This window comes from Psychrobacter sp. JCM 18900 (assembly GCF_904846625.1).
In the GTDB taxonomy this organism is placed as follows: Bacteria; Pseudomonadota; Gammaproteobacteria; order Pseudomonadales; family Moraxellaceae; genus Psychrobacter.
The window spans coordinates 22,308-39,402 of sequence record NZ_CAJHBL010000007.1; the positions used below are offsets into that span (position 1 = coordinate 22,308).

Genomic DNA, 17,095 nt, shown 5'->3' on the forward strand with positions numbered 1-17,095 from the left:
AGTCACCAATAGCAACTATCAATAAAGGTGTTGATAAATATATCAATAGAAGTTATCAGGTCATCTGAGTATAAAGACAAAGCGCCTATAAGCACAATACTCAATATGGACTAGGGCGTGTTTGATATTCACAAATAGGCACTGCTGATTGCTAAAACTGTTTTAGACAAGGAGTAAAACGACGGTAATGCTTGTGCCTTAACTAGGTTTACAACGCGGTATGGGGCAGTTTTAGCCTCAGCTCCAATATTAATAGAAGGAGACAGGACTGTTTTTTGCCATTTCATTGTTAAAAATAGACGGTTAGAATGACTAAACTTACTATTTTTAACGTCGAACTGTCTAAAAAATAGTCTCTGTCAGTGCCATGGTTGAATATCAAACACGCCCTAATTAAAGACCAAAAAAAAGACCGCCTAAGCGATCTTTGATTGTACTACTGCGTCAAAAAACTTAAATCTTCTTCGGGGCGAGTGGTAAACACTTCACAGCCATTGTCTGTTACGACCATGGTGTGCTCCCATTGGGCAGACAGTTTACGGTCTTTAGTAATCGCCGTCCACTCATCAGGCAAAATCTTAGTCTGCCACGTGCCTTGGTTAATCATAGGCTCGATGGTAAACGTCATGCCTGTTTTTAGCTCAAAGCCAGTGCCTTTTTTGCCATAGTGCATGACTTGTGGCTCGTGGTGAAATTCGTCACTGATACCATGACCACAGAACTCGCGAACGATACTAAAGCGCTCAGGCTCGACAACGGCTTGAATAGCCGCGCCGACATCACCTAGGCGAGCACCGTTCTTGACCACGCTCATACCTGCGTAAAGGGCGTCTTGCGCCACTTTGCAAATACGCTGGGCCATGATAGAGCCGTTGCCGACGATCCACATTTTTGAGGTATCGCCATAGTAACCGTCTTTAATGACAGTCACGTCGATGTTGATAATATCACCATCTTTCAGCAGCTTGCTTTCAGTTGGGATACCGTGACAAACAACATGGTTGACTGAGGTACAGATAGATTTTGGAAAACCATTATAATTAAGTGGGGCAGGGATAGCCTGCTGCACATTAACAATATAGTCATGGGCGATCTGATTGAGTGCTTCGGTACTGACGCCCACTTTGACATGCTCGTCGAGCATAACAAGCACATCACTAGCGAGTTTACCGGCCACACGCATTTTTTCTATGGCTTCTGGAGACTGGATAAGGGATTTTTTAGTCATCATCGTATATCTTATAATTATGGGTTCATTGTGGATAGATTATACCATAAACGTACTAGTGACACTTTTACGTTAAGTGATAGTGTACCTATCATCATCATTGATAATAATTGCTTTACAGCGTGATTAACTCTTATATGACTCATTAGTCAGACTAATATATTCATATTTTGACAAATTAGTTGAATGTTGCAGGATATATAAGTAATGTAATTTTGGCTGTTAACGGAATTGGCAGCAATTTTTACTGTAGTTGTGCAGTAGAAATAACCAAATCAATGATAACAAGGATGTTGTTATGACGCTTTCTTTGTACATTCGTGCAGCTCTCACACCAAAGACATTGTTACCAATACTTGGTTCAATCAGTGCTGGTGTTCTCCTAATGACCATGCAAACCACTTCTGCTCAAGCTGCAGGACAATACTATAATTGTGCCAATGCTAATGGTTGCAAGTTGGTAGACAGTAAATACTTCACTTCTAGTTACACTAAAACTCAATATCCAGTCGTCTTAGCACACGGGCTTGGCGGTTTCACAACGCTATTTGGAGTCATTGACTATTTTAACGGGATTCCTGAAGACTTGATGAAAGGTGGCTCAGAGGTATATACCACCAAAACGTCAGCAGTCAATAACAGCGAAGTTCGAGGTGAGCAACTGCTACAACAGGTCAAGACCATTGCCGCCATTTCAGGTGAGTCTAAAGTCAACTTATTTGGACACAGTCAGGGCGGTATAGATATCCGTTATGTCGCTGGCGTCGCGCCAAAGTACGTGGCTTCAGTAACTGCGGTATCAAGTCCGGAGCAAGGATCAAAAACCGCTGATTTTGTTAAAACTGTCCTTGAGCCAAATAATACTTCTGGACAGCCATCTAATGTCACCACTCAGCTAGTATCAGGCGTGTTTAATCTGATTGGTGGCTTTACAGATATTGGTTCTGGTATCAGTTTCAATCAAATTCAACAGCAAGATGGCTGGCAAGCGCTCGTGGCTCTATCGACCGATGGTGCTGCTAAGTTCAATGCCAAATTTCCTGCAGCAATGCCAAAAAACTATTGTGGTCAACCGACTAGTACTGCGGTCAATGGCATCAAATACTATTCGTTTAGCGGCGTTGGGCAAATAACGAGCGCGCTTGACCCTAGCGATTATCTATTGGCCGCAACGGGCGTACCGTTTGCAGGGGAGTCTAATGATGGATTGGTATCTGCTTGCTCAAGTCGTCTTGGCTATGTGATTCGTGATAATTATAGAATGAACCATTTGGATTCCGCTGATCAAGTCTTGGGTCTGACGGCATGGGGAGAGTCTGAGCCAAAATCTATCTATCGTACTCAGGTAAACCGTCTGAAAAACGCCAACCTATAAGCCGAAATGCAAAATAGTGCAAAACAAGAATGTTCATTGATTGAGAAATATCGTTTATGTCAAATAGCCGCCGTCCAACCTATGTCACAGTTGCTATCATCGCCGTGGTTATCATAGCCACAGCGGCGGTTATTTTGTGGTTCAAGCCTAGTAACGATATAAATTCAGCTTCAATCAAACCGTCCGTCTCCGATAATGAGACTAACGAAACAGTGACAACTGAGCTGGCTGCGGGACAAGTCGTGAAAGCGACAACGACACCCAGCCAGTCTCAATTTGTCACAGGATTAGAAAATTTACCACGCTCATTAAAGGGCACCCACATTGATGGTGAAATCATCATCGATGAAAATAAACAATTAGTCGTCACTGAAGGTCTGCGACGTTTGTTTGATTATTTTTTATCAGCCCTAGGTGAGGAAGAAGAAGCGGTTATATTTGCCCGTGTGGAGAGTTATATTCGCCATCACACACCAGAGCCTGCCGCTAGCCAAGCGGTCACTATTTTTAATCAATATGTTGCTTACCTTAAAGCACTTCCTGAGATAGAAAAGCGCTATGGTAATCTGCAATTACAGGCGACCAAAAGTGGTGAGCTGGACTTGAATGCAGTTGCCCAACAAAAACAAGATATCGCTAATCTACGACAGCAGTACTTTGACAAGCCAACCATTACAGCATTTTTTGGCGCAGAGGATGATTACGATAATTATAGTATAGAGATGGTCAGAATTGACCAGAATAAGCAGATGTCTGACGTACAAAAACAAGCTGCCCGTCAGGACTATATCAGTCGATTGCCAGATAATGCTACTAAAACCAATATTATGCAACAAGCCAATATTAGCGAATTGATGACTCGCACTGAACAGATGAAAGCTCGCGGTGCAACGCCCGAGGAATTATATAATATGCGCCGAGAGCTAGTAGGCGCACCAGCAGCAGAAAGACTGGCACAAGTAGATCAAGAAGACGCTAATTTTGACCAACGCTTCACCCAGTATGAAACTCAGAAAAATCGCTTATTAAGCCAAGGTGACGATGCAGCCCAAGCGCAAATTCAGATAAATCAGCTTGAACAGCAACTATTTAATGATACTGAGCGTAAGCGTCTAGATGGTTATGCGGCATTGCAACGACAGCAAGCCGTGAATAATCCCTAATTACCGTCAATAGTTACCGTCACTAGCTATCATCAATAACCATTAATAACCATCGTTGATAGGGATGAACAGAGTGAGCAAGATTATAGTTAGCAGCTCATTTAGGTACTGGCAAGGGCAAGTAGCAAGATATTAGCAAATTAGTACAAAACGTATTCCGAATAACTACCCAGTCTATGATGACACCTCCCTGTGTGTCATGCACAATATTGCCATTGTTTAGAGCATTAAATAAAACAATGAATGAATCATAATAAATCTGAGCTTTTACTATACCTATGAGAGCTTATAGTTTGTCTGTTAGCGCTGATGGCTCATGCAGATAGTGTGTTTAATAAAAGTATCGGATGCAATAAAGCGAGGAGTTGATATGAAGAACATGACTAAAGTAATGATGGCCGCGACATTGGCAGTTGGTACACTTGCTGCGGGTTGTCAGACGACGAATTTGTCTGCGCCAGTCAGTCAACCAATCACTGCAGATGTCTTGCAAGCACACAACTGGCAACTAGTTGATGCCAAACGTAGCAATGGTGACAAAGTGACTCAGCTGTTTTTTGACCCAGCCAAGCCGTTAACGTTAAATTTTATGAATGATAACGGTAGAGATTACGTGGCATTTATGAATACCTGTAATAACATGGGCGCTGGATATAGTGTTGCAAATGGTGAAGTCGAGATTAAAAACGGCATCAGTACTATGATGGCATGTCCTGAACCGCAAGCTAGCTTTGACACTGCTGCATTAGCTACTGTAAAAGGTAAATATAGCCTTAGTAAAAATGCCAACAATGTGCCTATTTTGACCATTAAAAATGATGCTCAAGTCGCTTATTTTAAAGCCGTTGCAAAGTAGCTTAATGATTGAGTAAAAAGTTTGACTGGTTCGTGAGCTTAAACAATTGTAACTACTTTTCTAGAGTTGCTCGTCTGGAGTTACTCATGTGAAGTTACTCTTCTTAAAACGCAAAATGCCTCGCTATCAAGTGGGGCATTTTTTTATCCAAAATTTAGTCCAGTTTAGGTTACACTAGAGTAATGTTTCTGTAATATCTTTGATTTTTTAAATTGATGGTGATGGCTCTGAATTTATGTCGATAACGATCGCTTTTTTAGATATTTATAAGACTTTTATCATCAAGCTCTGTTGGATATGACGCTATGCTGAAAACTGCCATAAATAAAACAACCATATGTAAAGGGAGTCTATCTAAATCAATCATAGATAGACTAATGATAAAAGCACCTATGGCCATCAGCATATTTGCTGTGCTTACCGGTTGCCAGACATTACCTAATACCTCAGTAAAAAAGCCAATCAGTACAGTTGAGACCAGTCCGCTGACTGCACGTATGCCAGTGATTGATCGCCAAGGATATATTGCCTATATAGAAGAGCAGGGCGCAGGTACAGCGAAAGTATCGACACTTTATAGTATTCGTCCTGACGGTAGCGATCGTCAGCTAATCGATCAGCTTAATGGCTATATCTATGCGCCAGCATGGTCGGCAGACGGACAACTGCTTGCCTATAGCAAACAAGCCCCGCGTGAGCATCCGAAAATTTATATTTATGATCGTAGTAGCAATACGCGCAATCTAGTGGTAAATGCTGAAGGCAGTAATATGTCAGCGTCATTCTCACCCGATGGTCAAGATTTGCTTTATAGCTCTACTGTCGGTGGTAATGCTGATATCTATAAAATGCGTCTGAGTGATGGAAATACCCAGCAGTTAACGACCCTGCCGAGTACAGAGGTACAGCCAAGTTATGCTGCTGATGGCAAGAGCTTTGTCTATACCAGTGATAAAATCCGTGCTGGACGACCGCGAATTTATCGTTATGACTTCGCTACGGGCAATGCGACAGCTGTATCAACGAATGGGTATGTGGCCAGTCCTCAGCTTAGCTTAGATGGTCAGCGTATGGCTTATCTAAATGGTCGCAAGGCGGCTGTCATGACCTTGACAACTGGACAGGTGGTCAACTTGGCAGAAACAGGGCTTGATGAACCCGCACGTCTATCTCCCTCTGGCAATTATGCCATCTATCCAACTCGCCGCTTGAATGTGGGCGGGCAAGCAGCAGGCCAAAATGGTGGTAGCCTAGTTATACATTCGCTGTCAGGCAATACCAGCTATGCCATTAGCGGTCAAAATGATGGAGTCGTACGCTCACCGATATGGGGTCGTTAGAGAAGTATGTTTTATGTCGTGATATGTATATAAACTTATTTGTAAAACAACATAAGTTTATAAATATTAAGTGAAGAGCCTTAGCTTTTGTAGTAGGTTATTACAAATAGAAGATTAGGTTCACAAAGGGAGAACCCGCGTAATGCAAGAGGCTTTTTTCGTGTTCATCACCAAAATAAGTTTATATCCAACGATTGTTTTCACCGGTCTTGTGATGTTCGTTACTCTATATTGGGTGGTATCTTTACTCGGCATGGCAGATATGGACAGCGTGGATGCTGTAGAGACAGGTAGTGATGCTGCTGTCTCTGATTTATCATCGACCGGTTTTTTTACAGGTCTCATGTTGAAGTTTGGTCTCTACGGTGTGCCTTTAGTCATTATATTAAGCTTAATTAGTTTAATCGGTTGGTTGTTGAGCTATTTGTATACCAGTTTCTTACATCAAAATTTTGACTCTGGTGTTCTGTATTACGTGTTTGGCACAGGGGCACTAATATTCGTATTGGTCGTTTCTATGTGGCTGACAGGCATTATCATTTCACCCATCCGCAAAAACATTGCCAGAATCCCCAAACGTAATTCTGCTAATAATGTAGGCAAAATCGCGATTGTGCGCACACTTAGTGTGACGGACAAGCACGGTGAGGCAGAATTGAATGATGGCGGTGCAGGTTTGATACTCAAGGTTCGTTCAGACAACAGTACTAGCTTACTGAAAAAGGGCGATAGAGTGATGTTGATCGCGTATTTAGAAGAAAAAAATACCTATGAAGTCGCTCGTGTTGAAGATAAATAATTATAAATCGTTTAGTCGATACGACTTTCTATCATCGCTTTTAGCATAGAGTAAACTCGAAAATAAGATAAGCCTTGATAAATAATAAACAGCCATTGAGCTAAAAAATCTCTATTTTTCACATCATACGAACGGTTTTAAATTTAGTTATTGTTGGTTCAACTAGTTTAGGTATGAGAAAAGGCAAGTGAAACTGCTACATAGAGTAGTTGAGCAAGCCGGACCGAGCATCTGATGGATATAGAACTGACTATAGAATGTTTCAATTAAAGGAATAAACATGGACATACTCATTATCGTCGGCGTGGTTGTGGTGCTGGCGTTTGTTTTCATTATGGCAGCACTGTTGATGCTCAAAGCCTTTTACTTCAAGGTTGAGCAGGGCAAAGCACTAATTATCAACGGTGTGAGCAAAATAGCCGTACGTTTTGATGGTGGCTTTGTTTGGCCAGTTATTAATAAAAAAGAGCTGATGAGAATCTCGCTCATCACGTTAGAAGTTGATAGACGCGGTAAAGAAGGACTAATTTGCGCCGATAATATGCGTGCTGATATTACAGTCGCATTTTATCTACGTGTCAATGAAACCGAAGAAGATGTATTAAAAGTTGCCAAATCGGTTGGAGTTGAGAGAGCCTCAGATAAAGTCGCTGTTAATGAGCTGTTTAATGCCAAGTTTTCAGAGGCGCTAAAAACAGTTGGTAAGCAAATAGATTTCGTTAAATTGTTTGAAAACCGCAGCGAGTTTCGTGACAGTATCGTTCAAGAAATCGGTAACGATCTAAACGGCTATGTCTTAGAAGATGTCGCAATCGATTATCTAGAGCAAACACCGAAAGTGTCGTTGGACTCAAGTAATATTCTAGATGCTGAAGGTATCAAAAAGATTACTCAACTAACGGCTTTTCAAAACGTTATTACCAATGAGCTGGAGCGTGATGAAGAGCTAGCGGTTAAGAAAAAGAACGTTGAAACCAGAGAGGCGATGCTAGAGCTTGAGCGTCAACAAGCCGATGCTGAAGCCAAGCAAAAGCGTGAAATATCGTCAGTGATTGCTCGTGAAACGGCTGAAACTCGTAAGATTGAAGAAGAAGAGCGTAAGAAGTCAGAAACGGCCGTCATAATGGTTGAGCAGGACTTAGCGATTCAGCGAGAGAATCAGCAACGTGAAATTGAAGTAGCAGGTCAAAATCGTCTGCGTGCAGTTGTCATCGAAGAAGAGAAGGTTACGCGTGCTCGTGACTTAGAAATCGTCTCTCGTGAGCGTGAAGTTGACTTGCAACGTATCGAGGCTGAACGTGCGATTGAACTTGAGAAAAAAGAAATCGCCAATGTCATCCGCGAGCGTATTGCGGTCGACAAAACAGTGGCGCAAGAAGAAGAGCGTATCAAAGAAGTTCGCGAAGTTAGTGAGGCTGAGCGTTCTAAGCAAACACGCGTGCTAGCTGCTGAAGCGGATGCTGAAGAAATCAAAGTACGTCAGGTGAAAAAAGCCGAAGCCGAAGAGCTGTCAGCCAAGCATAAAGCCGTTGAAATCACTACGCTTGCTACGGCTAACCTTGAAGCCTCTGCCAAAGAGTCAGAAGCCAAAATCAGAATGGCTGAAGGTATTAAAGCCGAAGAGTCTGCACATGGCTTTGCTGAAGCTGCTATCCAAGAAGCTAAGTCGGTCTCTATGGAAAAAGAAGGCATTGCTAGAGCCAATATTATTAAAGCGACTGGACAAGCTGAAGCGCAGTCAGAGCGTGAAAAAGGTATGGCAGATGCTGAGGTTATCGCGGCTCGCGGTGAATCTAAGGCGAAAGCTGAGCGTGATATCGGTATGGTCGATGCAGAGATTATTGCTGCTCGTGGTCAATCTACTGCCAAGGCTGAACGCGAAAAAGGCATGGCAGATGCTGAAATCATCGCAGCACGCGGTGAGTCTAATGCCAAAGCAGAACGCGAAGTTGGACTGGCAAAAGCCGAAGTCACTCGCGCGCATTTCCAAGCCGAAGCAGATGGTCTAGTCGAGAAATTCAATGCAATGGGTAGTATGAATAAAGAAGCGCGTGAGCACGAAGAGTTCCGCATGAGTCTTGAGACAGCCTTGCAAGAAGCACTGGCATCGATCGACGCAGGTAAAGAGATTGCCAAAGAAAACGCTGAAGTATTGGCAGTGGCACTACAAAAAGCCAAAATTGATATTGTTGGCGGCGAAGCGCATTTCTTTGATAACTTTGCCACGTCACTATCTATCGGCAAAGCCATCGATGGCCTAGCAGGTAAGTCAGATACGTTGAGCGGTATTATCAATGGCGTGATGGCTAGTCAAGCTATGAAAGCAACCAAGCAAAATGATGATAAAACCATTTAATATTAAGACATGTCTTTATAGATTGAAGACACGCGCCAAGATTAATGCATTTCTCCCTTGATAACTAGCCTGTCATTTAGGAGGCAGGCTGAATCTAACCAACTTGTTCTATACATCTTCATAGAGCGATAGCCAACTTATTATTAATAATGAGTTGGCTAATCTAAAAAATCCGCAGTGATGAATCGTTTTTTTAGATTAGCCAAGTGCTTCTTTACTTTCGATGATCTTTATCTCAAATAACTTCTTATTTTTCTTATTGCCAAAAAATTCTCTTATTATGTAAAAACAGAAACGGACGAGCAACAATGGCGGACACGCAAAACCTAACCACTCCAGATAGCAATGACAACCCTAATGCTAGTCAAGCAAGCCAAACTGATCAGGCGGTTGCCTCGGGCAATGCTTATGAGCTCATCAAAAAACGTTTGACAGAACAAGGTGCTCGTTTAGAGCAACAGACGGCCACGCTAAATACTGCACGCCTTGAAGAGTTCGGCAGTACTCAAATGCAAGTCATCGCCCGTACGCGTATCCGTACCGAACATAACTGTGTGGCGCAGGATATGGTGCAAGTAGGCGAATATCTACTTTTTGGCTACAACGTTTTTATGGGACTCAAACGTGCGAGCAATGTTAAGGATGTATTGTCGTTATATCGTCTGAACGAGCCAGCTGGTAATGAAGAAGAGTATCAGCTCGAAGAGGTTGACCTAAAAGGCACTTTTTTGGCTCAAGACGCCTTTGTCCAAGACTTCAATGAGCTGTATCGATATTACAAGCAAACGCGCCTGATTCAAATAACGGTGAAAGACAGCAAATTGCTATTGGCATTTCAGATTGGTGAGCGCATCACTGATATTCGAGTGTTCCGTTTTGCGTTAGATTTTAGCCAAGGTACGCCAGAGTCGGCACAAGTCGCTTATGTGGACAATCGAGGCGAGCGTGACATTGAACTGCCGCCTGCTTATGATTTTGACTGGATTGAGACCACACGCGATCAAATGGTGAATGGCAAGTATCCCCATATGAATATCTTAGACACGATATTTGTAGAAACGGTTGGTGGTGATTTGACCATTAAGATTGAGGATAATACGCAGTCAGGGCAGGGTATCTATAGTGAGCCTGTCGAAGATCGTACTCAGTCGTTGACCGATGCCGAGATTGCTTATGCCAAAGTTGGCAGTTTAATACTGCTTAAGATATTACCGTATCGCGAGAATAGTTATCGCTATTTCGTCTATAACACCTTGACCGAAGCGGTATTACGTTTGGATGCGATTAGACAATCGTGTGTGCAGCTACCAGAAGACCACGGCATCATATTTCCGGGTGGCTACTATCTGCAAACGGGCGAATATAAACTGTTTGATGCCAATAATGTGGACGCCAAAGACTTAAAGTTCAAACGCAAAATCATATCGCCAAATGGGGAAGACGTTCTATTTTTATTTTATGACAGAGACTTGGGCGTCACGGGGTTGTTTCCTTATAATTTGATTAAAAAGCAATTAGCAAACCCTATCTATTGCAACGGTATGGCTTTGGCTGAGAATGGCCGTTTGGTGCTGTTTAGCGATCAAAGTGAGCCATCTCGTATTCATCCGATGCAGATATGGCATACCCCTTATGCCTCACACGAGTATGTGAGTGAGCTGCCAGAAAGCACGAGCTTCTATGGCAAAATTGGCAATAAAGAACTGGTACGCGGTATCTCAGACCTGTATAGCATTACTCGCCTGATTGACAATCAAAGCGTCTCTCAAAAGCTCTATGAAGAGCTTACCAATAATACCAGCCGACTCTTTGACAGCTATTACTGGTTGTCTGAGCCTGAGCTGAGCGAAGTCGCCAGTAGTATTAAAGAAGTGACGGCCACGGCTGAGCTAGTGATTGATGAGTTTGCCAAAGTACAAAGTATCCAGAAGCAAACCCAAACTGCGTTAGCCGATGCCGATACGCAGCAAAGTGAGATTTTGCGGCAGATACGAGTCACTAGCTTTGAGTCTGCCAGTGATTATGTCGATCAGCTGTCAGCGTTAAGACGCCAAAAAGGCCGTTTGGTCAGCTTGGAGGATTTGCGCTATCTAGATGCCGGTAAGCTACAAGCATTACAGACGCAGTTAGAAGAAGCAGAAAGTGAGCTGGCTGAAAAAACGGTATTGTTTTTAAGTGGTGAAGAGGCGCTATCAAGCTACGAAGGCATATTGGTCGATGTCAGTGAGCGCTTAAACACCGCTGAAACCAATGCTGAGCTAAAACCCGTACTAGAAAAAATCGATGAAACAGCGCAAGGGTTAGATTTATTGACTGAGTTGCTAGGGACGCTAGATGTAGCCGATGCCACGGTACGTACGCAAATCATCGATGACATATCGACCATTTATGCTAGCCTCAATCAGAGCAAAGCCAAGCTTAATCATAAACGCAAAAATCTAGGCTCTGCTGAGGCCGTTGCGCAATTTGGTGCGCAGTTTAAGCTGTTTGGTCAGTCCATTGCCAATGCCTTATCCATTGCCAATACGCCTGAAAAGTCAGACGAGCAAATGGCAAAATTGCTAGTACAGCTAGAAGAGTTGGAAAGCCAGTTCGCTGATCCAGAAACCAATAGTGGCGATCAGTTTTTAGCTGATATTATCAGTAAACGTGAAGAGATTTACGAAACCTTTGAAAACCATAAGCAGCAACTGCTTGATGCTCGCAACCGTAAAGCGCAAAACTTAGGTGATGGCGCGCTGCGAATGCTTGAAAGTATTAAAAAACGCACGCAAAGCACAGGCGTCACAGGCTTTACAGAGGAAGAAGCGTTAAATACGTATTTTGCCGCTGATGGTCTGGTGCAAAAAGTCCGCAATATCGCAAAAGAGCTACAAGCAATGGGCTTTAGTGTCAAAGCAGATGACATCGATGCCCGTCTAAAAGCCATTCAAATCGAGAGCTATAAGAGTTTAAAAGACAAGTCGGACTTGTTTGAAGATGGTGGCCAAATCATCAAATTGGGTAAGCATCGTTTTTCGGTCAATACTCAGCCATTAGATTTGACCTTATTGAGTCGTCAACAGTCAGATGGCAAGCGTGTGCTGAATTTGCATCTAACGGGTACCGACTATTATGAAGTGCTCAATAATGCTGAGTTAAACGCCTTGCGCCCGTATTGGGACATGAATATCGCCTCTGAGTCTGACAAGGTGTACCGCGCCGAGTACTTGGCCTATAGCATTATCGAAAGTGCTAAGAACAGCCAGGAGGGTTTGACTGAAGCGCGCCTATATCAAGCATACGATGCGACTGTCATTACCCTAGATATGAATGGCGATATTGATAATGACAGCTCATTGTCTAAACTGGTCAAAGCTTATGCCACCCCTCGCTATCAGCTTGGTTATGACAAAGGCATTCATGATCATGATGCCACGCTATTATTGATGCAAATATTGCCGACATTGCGTGAGGCAGGGCTACTGATTTATACTCCGCAAGTACGTGCGTTAGCGCAATTATTCTATTGGCAACTAAACATTGTACAAGCACTTGGTCTAGACAGCTTGCGTCAATTTGGTTATGACGCTTGGTTAAATGAATCCGTGCTGACGCGCGCGAGCAACTGGACAGATAGAGCTGCGACCGCCGAGCAACTGCGCCGTGCATTGGGTAGCGATACTGCGAAGTCTCTATTGGTCGAGGACATGAGCCAAGTGATGCGTCATTTTGTTATGGCTCATAATGATGACAATATTGGTAGTGATATCGGTGCTAGCGTTGATAAAGGCGCTAACATCTTCAAACCAAGCTATGTCCAACTGGCCAGTGAATATTTGGTGAGCGTCATGGGGCAGTCGGCGGAATCAAGTGCAGGTGCATATAACACAATAAAATGGCAAACCAGTCAACAAGCGCAGCAGTTGTGTGAGCAGTTAAGCCAAACATTGAATAGTGCCTCAGGCAGCACGCAAAATACGGCCAGTTTTGATCAACTACAGTCTTCTATCAGTAAGCTTGGATTCCAACCCAAATCAGCCTATGAGCTATTGGCCACATGGTTTCATGCACTACTTGATAAGACTTATGGTGGGACAGAGTCGGTTAACGTAGCGACTGATGGCACCAATGAAGCAGGTGAGGCACTCAGTGAAGAGGAGCTTGCTGAGAGTAAAGAAAAAGAAGCGCTACGCAAGCAACAGCTAGAGAGCGGCCGTCATTATGTGCCAGAAGCCATTGCCGTCTTGCTTACCCAATTAAATGATGCCCAGCGTGAAGCTTTGGTGCAACGACTCATTGATTCAGGTGCTACCTTTAATAAAGGGGCTTTTAATAAAGGGCTAAGTGCTAAAGGATTGGGCAATCAAGGTTTAAACAGTACAGGCGCAAGTGGCACACCATCGGCCTTGTCATTTTCCTCAATCACCTCGTCGGCTACGTCATCGACTACATCATTGACCAGTATTAATAATCCGCTCAATCAAGTGCAAAGTTTTGAACGTAGCACGGGTAAGGTATCGCTTGAGAGTCAGGTCAATAATTTGCTGGGTGAGCATATACGTATTCATCAGCAGACCTTAATCTTTGCCGTTGATGATTTCTTAAATCGTCTACATCATCATGATACCCAAGTTATCCCTGCCTACAGACGTTATCTGGCCATGCGCTCAGAGATATTGCATGATTCAAAAGAGACGTTGCGATTGGACGAGTTTATGCCGCGTCCATTGTCTTCGTTTGTGCGTAACCGTCTGATTAACGAGAGCTATCTGCCGCTCATCGGTGACAATCTTGCCAAACAGATGGGCACGGTTGGTGAGGATAAGCGTACTGATCTGATGGGTATCCTCATGATGATATCGCCACCAGGGTATGGTAAAACCACCTTGATGGAGTACGTGGCAAATCGTCTCGGCCTTATCTTTATGAAGATTAACTGTCCGTCACTCGGTCATGACGTCACCTCATTAGATCCCGAAAAAGCACCCAATGCCACTGCACGAGAAGAGTTGAATAAAATCAACTTGGCCTTTGAGATGGGCAATAACGTCATGCTTTATCTCGATGATATTCAGCATACCCATGCAGAATTTTTGCAGAAGTTTATCTCATTGGGTGATGGTACACGCCGTATCGATGGTGTCTGGCAAGGTAAGACTAAGACCTATGACATGCGTGGCAAAAAGTTCTGCGTGGTCATGGCAGGTAACCCATATACCGAAAGTGGCGAGGCATTTAAGGTCCCTGACATGCTTGCCAACCGTGCCGATATCTACAACTTAGGCGATATCATGAGCGGTATGGAAGAAGTGTTTGCACTCAGTTATATTGAAAACTCGCTGACCTCTAATACCGTCCTCGCACCAATGGCCAACCGTGACTTAAACGATGTGCATCGTTTGATTAAAATGGCAAAAACCGACAATACCAACCTCGCACAAGCACAAAGCAGCGATCTGACGTATCCGTATAGCACTTCAGAAGTTAACGAAATTATCGCCATCTTGCGCCATATGTTTAGGGTGCAAGAAGTCATTCTGGACGTCAACCAAGCCTATATTGCCTCCGCCTCGCAAGATGATAATTATCGTGTTGAACCGATATTTAAGCTGCAAGGCAGTTATCGTAATATGAATAAGATGACCGAAAAGCTGTCGGCGGTCATGAATGAAAGCGAGCTGAACCAGCTGATAGATGATCACTATCTAGGCGAGTCGCAGCTATTGACCCAAGGCGCAGAGAGTAACTTGCTCAAGCTTGGCGAGATGCGTGGTGTGTTAACCGACGCAGAAACAGAGCGTTGGGCGCAAATCAAAGCTGACTTCCTACGTAACAAAGCCATGGGCGGTGAAGATGGTGATACGGGCGCGCGTATCGTTGCCCAGTTGGTCGATTTGGCCAGTGGTTTCAATGCCATCAGTAGCCAGTTTGAGACATACTTAACGAAAAACGACCCAGAGCAAATCGCTCGCTTACGAGAAGCAGGTCAACAAGCGCAACTCGATGCCCAGCTAAACGCCCAATTAGAAGCACAAAAAATCCTTGCCGATAGCGTCATTAACAATGCCAAAGTCGTCAGCGATAGCATCGATAACGGCTTCGAGAAAAGTGTGAGTCAATTGCTGCAAATATATAAGCACGATCACAATGCTGGAAAGGCAGAAGGCGAGTATCTCAAGCAAAACCAAGAGGTGCAAAAAGCACTGATGGTACAGCTGGTTGAGGCCGTTGAACAACTGGCGCAAAAAATGGCGGATAGCTTGGTTAGCAATAATGATAATCAAACAGCCGATAGCGATATCCCTAATATTCATCAGCAAACGGCACTGATGGCAACTGCCCTCAAGCAAGCATTAGAGCCATTGACGATGCGGATGGATGAGAAACTGGCGATTGATACCAGCACCGATCAATCTGGTAAGTTAATCGTCAATAGTCTCAACAGGCTTAATAAAATCTTTGACGACTATGATTAATCACTACTGATTAATAGCTGACGATTAATTATTAAGGTTTATGAGCAATGCTGATGGTTAGCAGTTATGAATAGCACTATAAATAGGGCTTATGATTAAAAGACAATGGTAATATAGTCGGCAACAGCTACTTTGGGTACGATGACGGTGAGTAAAGTTGCTACAAACAGTAGATCAAGCAAGCCTGACACCGTATCCGATGGTAGTGAATCGACTATATCAAACCAATGAGAAAATTATGGCGCACAAAAAAAAGAACGTCCGCAAAAAACTTTGCCCTGTCTGCGAGCGCGAGTTTAGCTGGACTAAGAAGCTGGATAAAAACTGGGAGAGCATGGTCTATTGCTCAGACCAGTGTCGCCGTGTTAAAAAGTATGAAGGGCTAGATCATCAAAAGTAAGATGTCACCACAACATAAATAGTTAGAAGTAGATGGGAGCAAATAATGGCACATAAAAAAGTAAACCTACCGCAAAAAATTTGCCCCGTCTGCCAGCGCCCGTTTACGTGGCGTAAGAAGTGGGAGAAGGACTGGGAGCAGGTGATTTATTGTTCGGAGCGGTGTCGGCGTGAAAAGGGTAAAGTGGATTAAGTTTAAACTAGGATAAAAGAAGACCGCCAAATTTCTTATCGAGGCATGCTCAAAAAGTAGAGGTGGAAATGCTATTAAAATAAAGTAGAGGCTTTAATTAACTTTCATGACTATTATGGATACATACTATGCGTCATAGGTTGTCGCGCCGATTGGTTTTAGACCTATTTTTTTCTTCAAACTATGTTATTTTTAATAATAAGATATAAAGCAAAATTGCTTTATCAATTTGAAGAGTGAAAGTAATGAATAAACTTAATGATGATCAAAATTTAGAAACGAGAGAAATGGAGGATTTCATAGTTGAAGAACATGTCAATAAAGATAAAAATCATGAGTTGGAAAAATCAAATACAGATAAAATACCAATTGGAAATGATGAAAAAATAAAGAATCAGGTAAATGGCCACATTGTTCTTGTGTATGCTCTTTTAACTATAACAATGGTTTTTGGTTTTCTTCCAGCTTTTGACTTTATTCTTAGTAGTATATTCATAGTTCAACCTAATAAGCAAATGTTTTATACATTTATTCAGTTTGCAATTATAGGTTTTGGATTGTTGAAAGCATTAAACAGCGGACTTTTAGAGAAGGATAAAAGTGTTATCGAGGGTTCTAATAAATTTTCATCTTCAAAGAAAAGTTCTATTGCAGATTATTCTTTTATTTTGGCAAGTGTTTCTTTGTATTTCTATTTGTTAAATATAGGTTTTTTTGAAATTGATAGTATTATTAGCAAGATGCTTGAGACTATATTTTGATTTTCTTATAGAATCGGAGTAAGAACGCTTATCTATTTAAAAAAATTAGTTATTAGGTTATATCAATAAAGAACAGTAATTAAGACAATAGAAAACCGCAACGTTTTCTAACCCAATATTGCTAGAGGAGGAAGATAGAGGTGGCGGTGCTGTTAAAATAAGTATAA

The 17,095-nt window shown here is 42.7% G+C and carries 11 protein-coding genes; 10 read left to right on the forward strand and 1 reads right to left on the reverse strand.

What is annotated here, in order from left to right; genetic code table 11:
* Positions 1-436: 436 nt before the first annotated feature.
* A complete protein-coding gene (map, locus tag JMX96_RS12220; RefSeq protein WP_371548431.1) occupies positions 437-1,228 on the reverse strand; it encodes a type I methionyl aminopeptidase in 792 nt (263 codons plus the stop codon).
* 298 nt (positions 1,229-1,526) lie between these two features.
* Between map and JMX96_RS12225 the strand changes: the two genes are divergently transcribed.
* The 10 genes from JMX96_RS12225 (at position 1,527) to JMX96_RS12270 (ending at position 16,928) form a co-directional block, all read left to right on the forward strand.
* Positions 1,527-2,603, forward strand: coding sequence for an esterase/lipase family protein (locus JMX96_RS12225; RefSeq protein ID WP_201569373.1), 1,077 nt, complete (start codon positions 1,527-1,529; stop codon positions 2,601-2,603).
* Between the two features lie 56 nt (positions 2,604-2,659).
* On the forward strand, positions 2,660-3,766 hold the full coding sequence (locus JMX96_RS12230; RefSeq protein ID WP_201569375.1) for a lipase secretion chaperone: 1,107 nt from the start codon (positions 2,660-2,662) through the stop codon (positions 3,764-3,766).
* 370 nt (positions 3,767-4,136) lie between these two features.
* Positions 4,137-4,622 (forward strand): META domain-containing protein, encoded by a 486-nt coding sequence (locus JMX96_RS12235; RefSeq protein ID WP_201569377.1) that lies wholly within the window; start codon positions 4,137-4,139, stop codon positions 4,620-4,622.
* A 377-nt stretch (positions 4,623-4,999) separates the two neighbouring features.
* On the forward strand, positions 5,000-5,962 hold the full coding sequence (locus JMX96_RS12240; protein ID WP_227677045.1) for a Xaa-Pro aminopeptidase: 963 nt from the start codon (positions 5,000-5,002) through the stop codon (positions 5,960-5,962).
* Between the two features lie 142 nt (positions 5,963-6,104).
* Positions 6,105-6,761, forward strand: coding sequence for a hypothetical protein (locus JMX96_RS12245; protein ID WP_201569381.1), 657 nt, complete (start codon positions 6,105-6,107; stop codon positions 6,759-6,761).
* Between the two features lie 280 nt (positions 6,762-7,041).
* Positions 7,042-9,117 carry a hypothetical protein gene (locus JMX96_RS12250; RefSeq protein ID WP_201569383.1) on the forward strand — a complete coding sequence of 692 codons (2,076 nt, stop codon included), beginning with the start codon at positions 7,042-7,044 and terminating at the stop codon, positions 9,115-9,117.
* 308 nt (positions 9,118-9,425) lie between these two features.
* The gene (locus tag JMX96_RS12255) at positions 9,426-15,575 is read left to right on the forward strand and encodes a DNA repair ATPase (RefSeq protein ID WP_201569385.1); all 6,150 of its coding nucleotides are present in this window, start codon (positions 9,426-9,428) and stop codon (positions 15,573-15,575) included.
* A 157-nt stretch (positions 15,576-15,732) separates the two neighbouring features.
* Positions 15,733-15,975 carry a DUF2256 domain-containing protein gene (locus JMX96_RS12260; protein ID WP_265088991.1) on the forward strand — a complete coding sequence of 81 codons (243 nt, stop codon included), beginning with the start codon at positions 15,733-15,735 and terminating at the stop codon, positions 15,973-15,975.
* Between the two features lie 45 nt (positions 15,976-16,020).
* On the forward strand, positions 16,021-16,167 hold the full coding sequence (locus JMX96_RS12265) for a DUF2256 domain-containing protein (protein ID WP_201569387.1): 147 nt from the start codon (positions 16,021-16,023) through the stop codon (positions 16,165-16,167).
* A 245-nt stretch (positions 16,168-16,412) separates the two neighbouring features.
* Positions 16,413-16,928 (forward strand): hypothetical protein, encoded by a 516-nt coding sequence (locus tag JMX96_RS12270; protein WP_201569389.1) that lies wholly within the window; start codon positions 16,413-16,415, stop codon positions 16,926-16,928.
* The last annotated feature ends 167 nt before the right edge of the window (positions 16,929-17,095 follow it).

What these genes read in the sequence shown, in the direction of transcription:
- JMX96_RS12240 (WP_227677045.1), top strand. Translation starts at nt 5,000, where the DNA reads ATGATAAAAGCACCTATGGCCATCAGCATATTTGCTGTGCTTACCGGT.
- JMX96_RS12255 (WP_201569385.1), top strand. Translation starts at nt 9,426, where the DNA reads ATGGCGGACACGCAAAACCTAACCACTCCAGATAGCAATGACAACCCT.
- JMX96_RS12270 (WP_201569389.1), top strand. Translation starts at nt 16,413, where the DNA reads ATGAATAAACTTAATGATGATCAAAATTTAGAAACGAGAGAAATGGAG.
- JMX96_RS12235 (WP_201569377.1), top strand. Translation starts at nt 4,137, where the DNA reads ATGAAGAACATGACTAAAGTAATGATGGCCGCGACATTGGCAGTTGGT.
- map (WP_371548431.1), bottom strand. Translation starts at nt 1,228, where the DNA reads ATGACTAAAAAATCCCTTATCCAGTCTCCAGAAGCCATAGAAAAAATG.
- JMX96_RS12225 (WP_201569373.1), top strand. Translation starts at nt 1,527, where the DNA reads ATGACGCTTTCTTTGTACATTCGTGCAGCTCTCACACCAAAGACATTG.
- JMX96_RS12265 (WP_201569387.1), top strand. Translation starts at nt 16,021, where the DNA reads ATGGCACATAAAAAAGTAAACCTACCGCAAAAAATTTGCCCCGTCTGC.
- JMX96_RS12250 (WP_201569383.1), top strand. Translation starts at nt 7,042, where the DNA reads ATGGACATACTCATTATCGTCGGCGTGGTTGTGGTGCTGGCGTTTGTT.
- JMX96_RS12245 (WP_201569381.1), top strand. Translation starts at nt 6,105, where the DNA reads ATGCAAGAGGCTTTTTTCGTGTTCATCACCAAAATAAGTTTATATCCA.
- JMX96_RS12230 (WP_201569375.1), top strand. Translation starts at nt 2,660, where the DNA reads ATGTCAAATAGCCGCCGTCCAACCTATGTCACAGTTGCTATCATCGCC.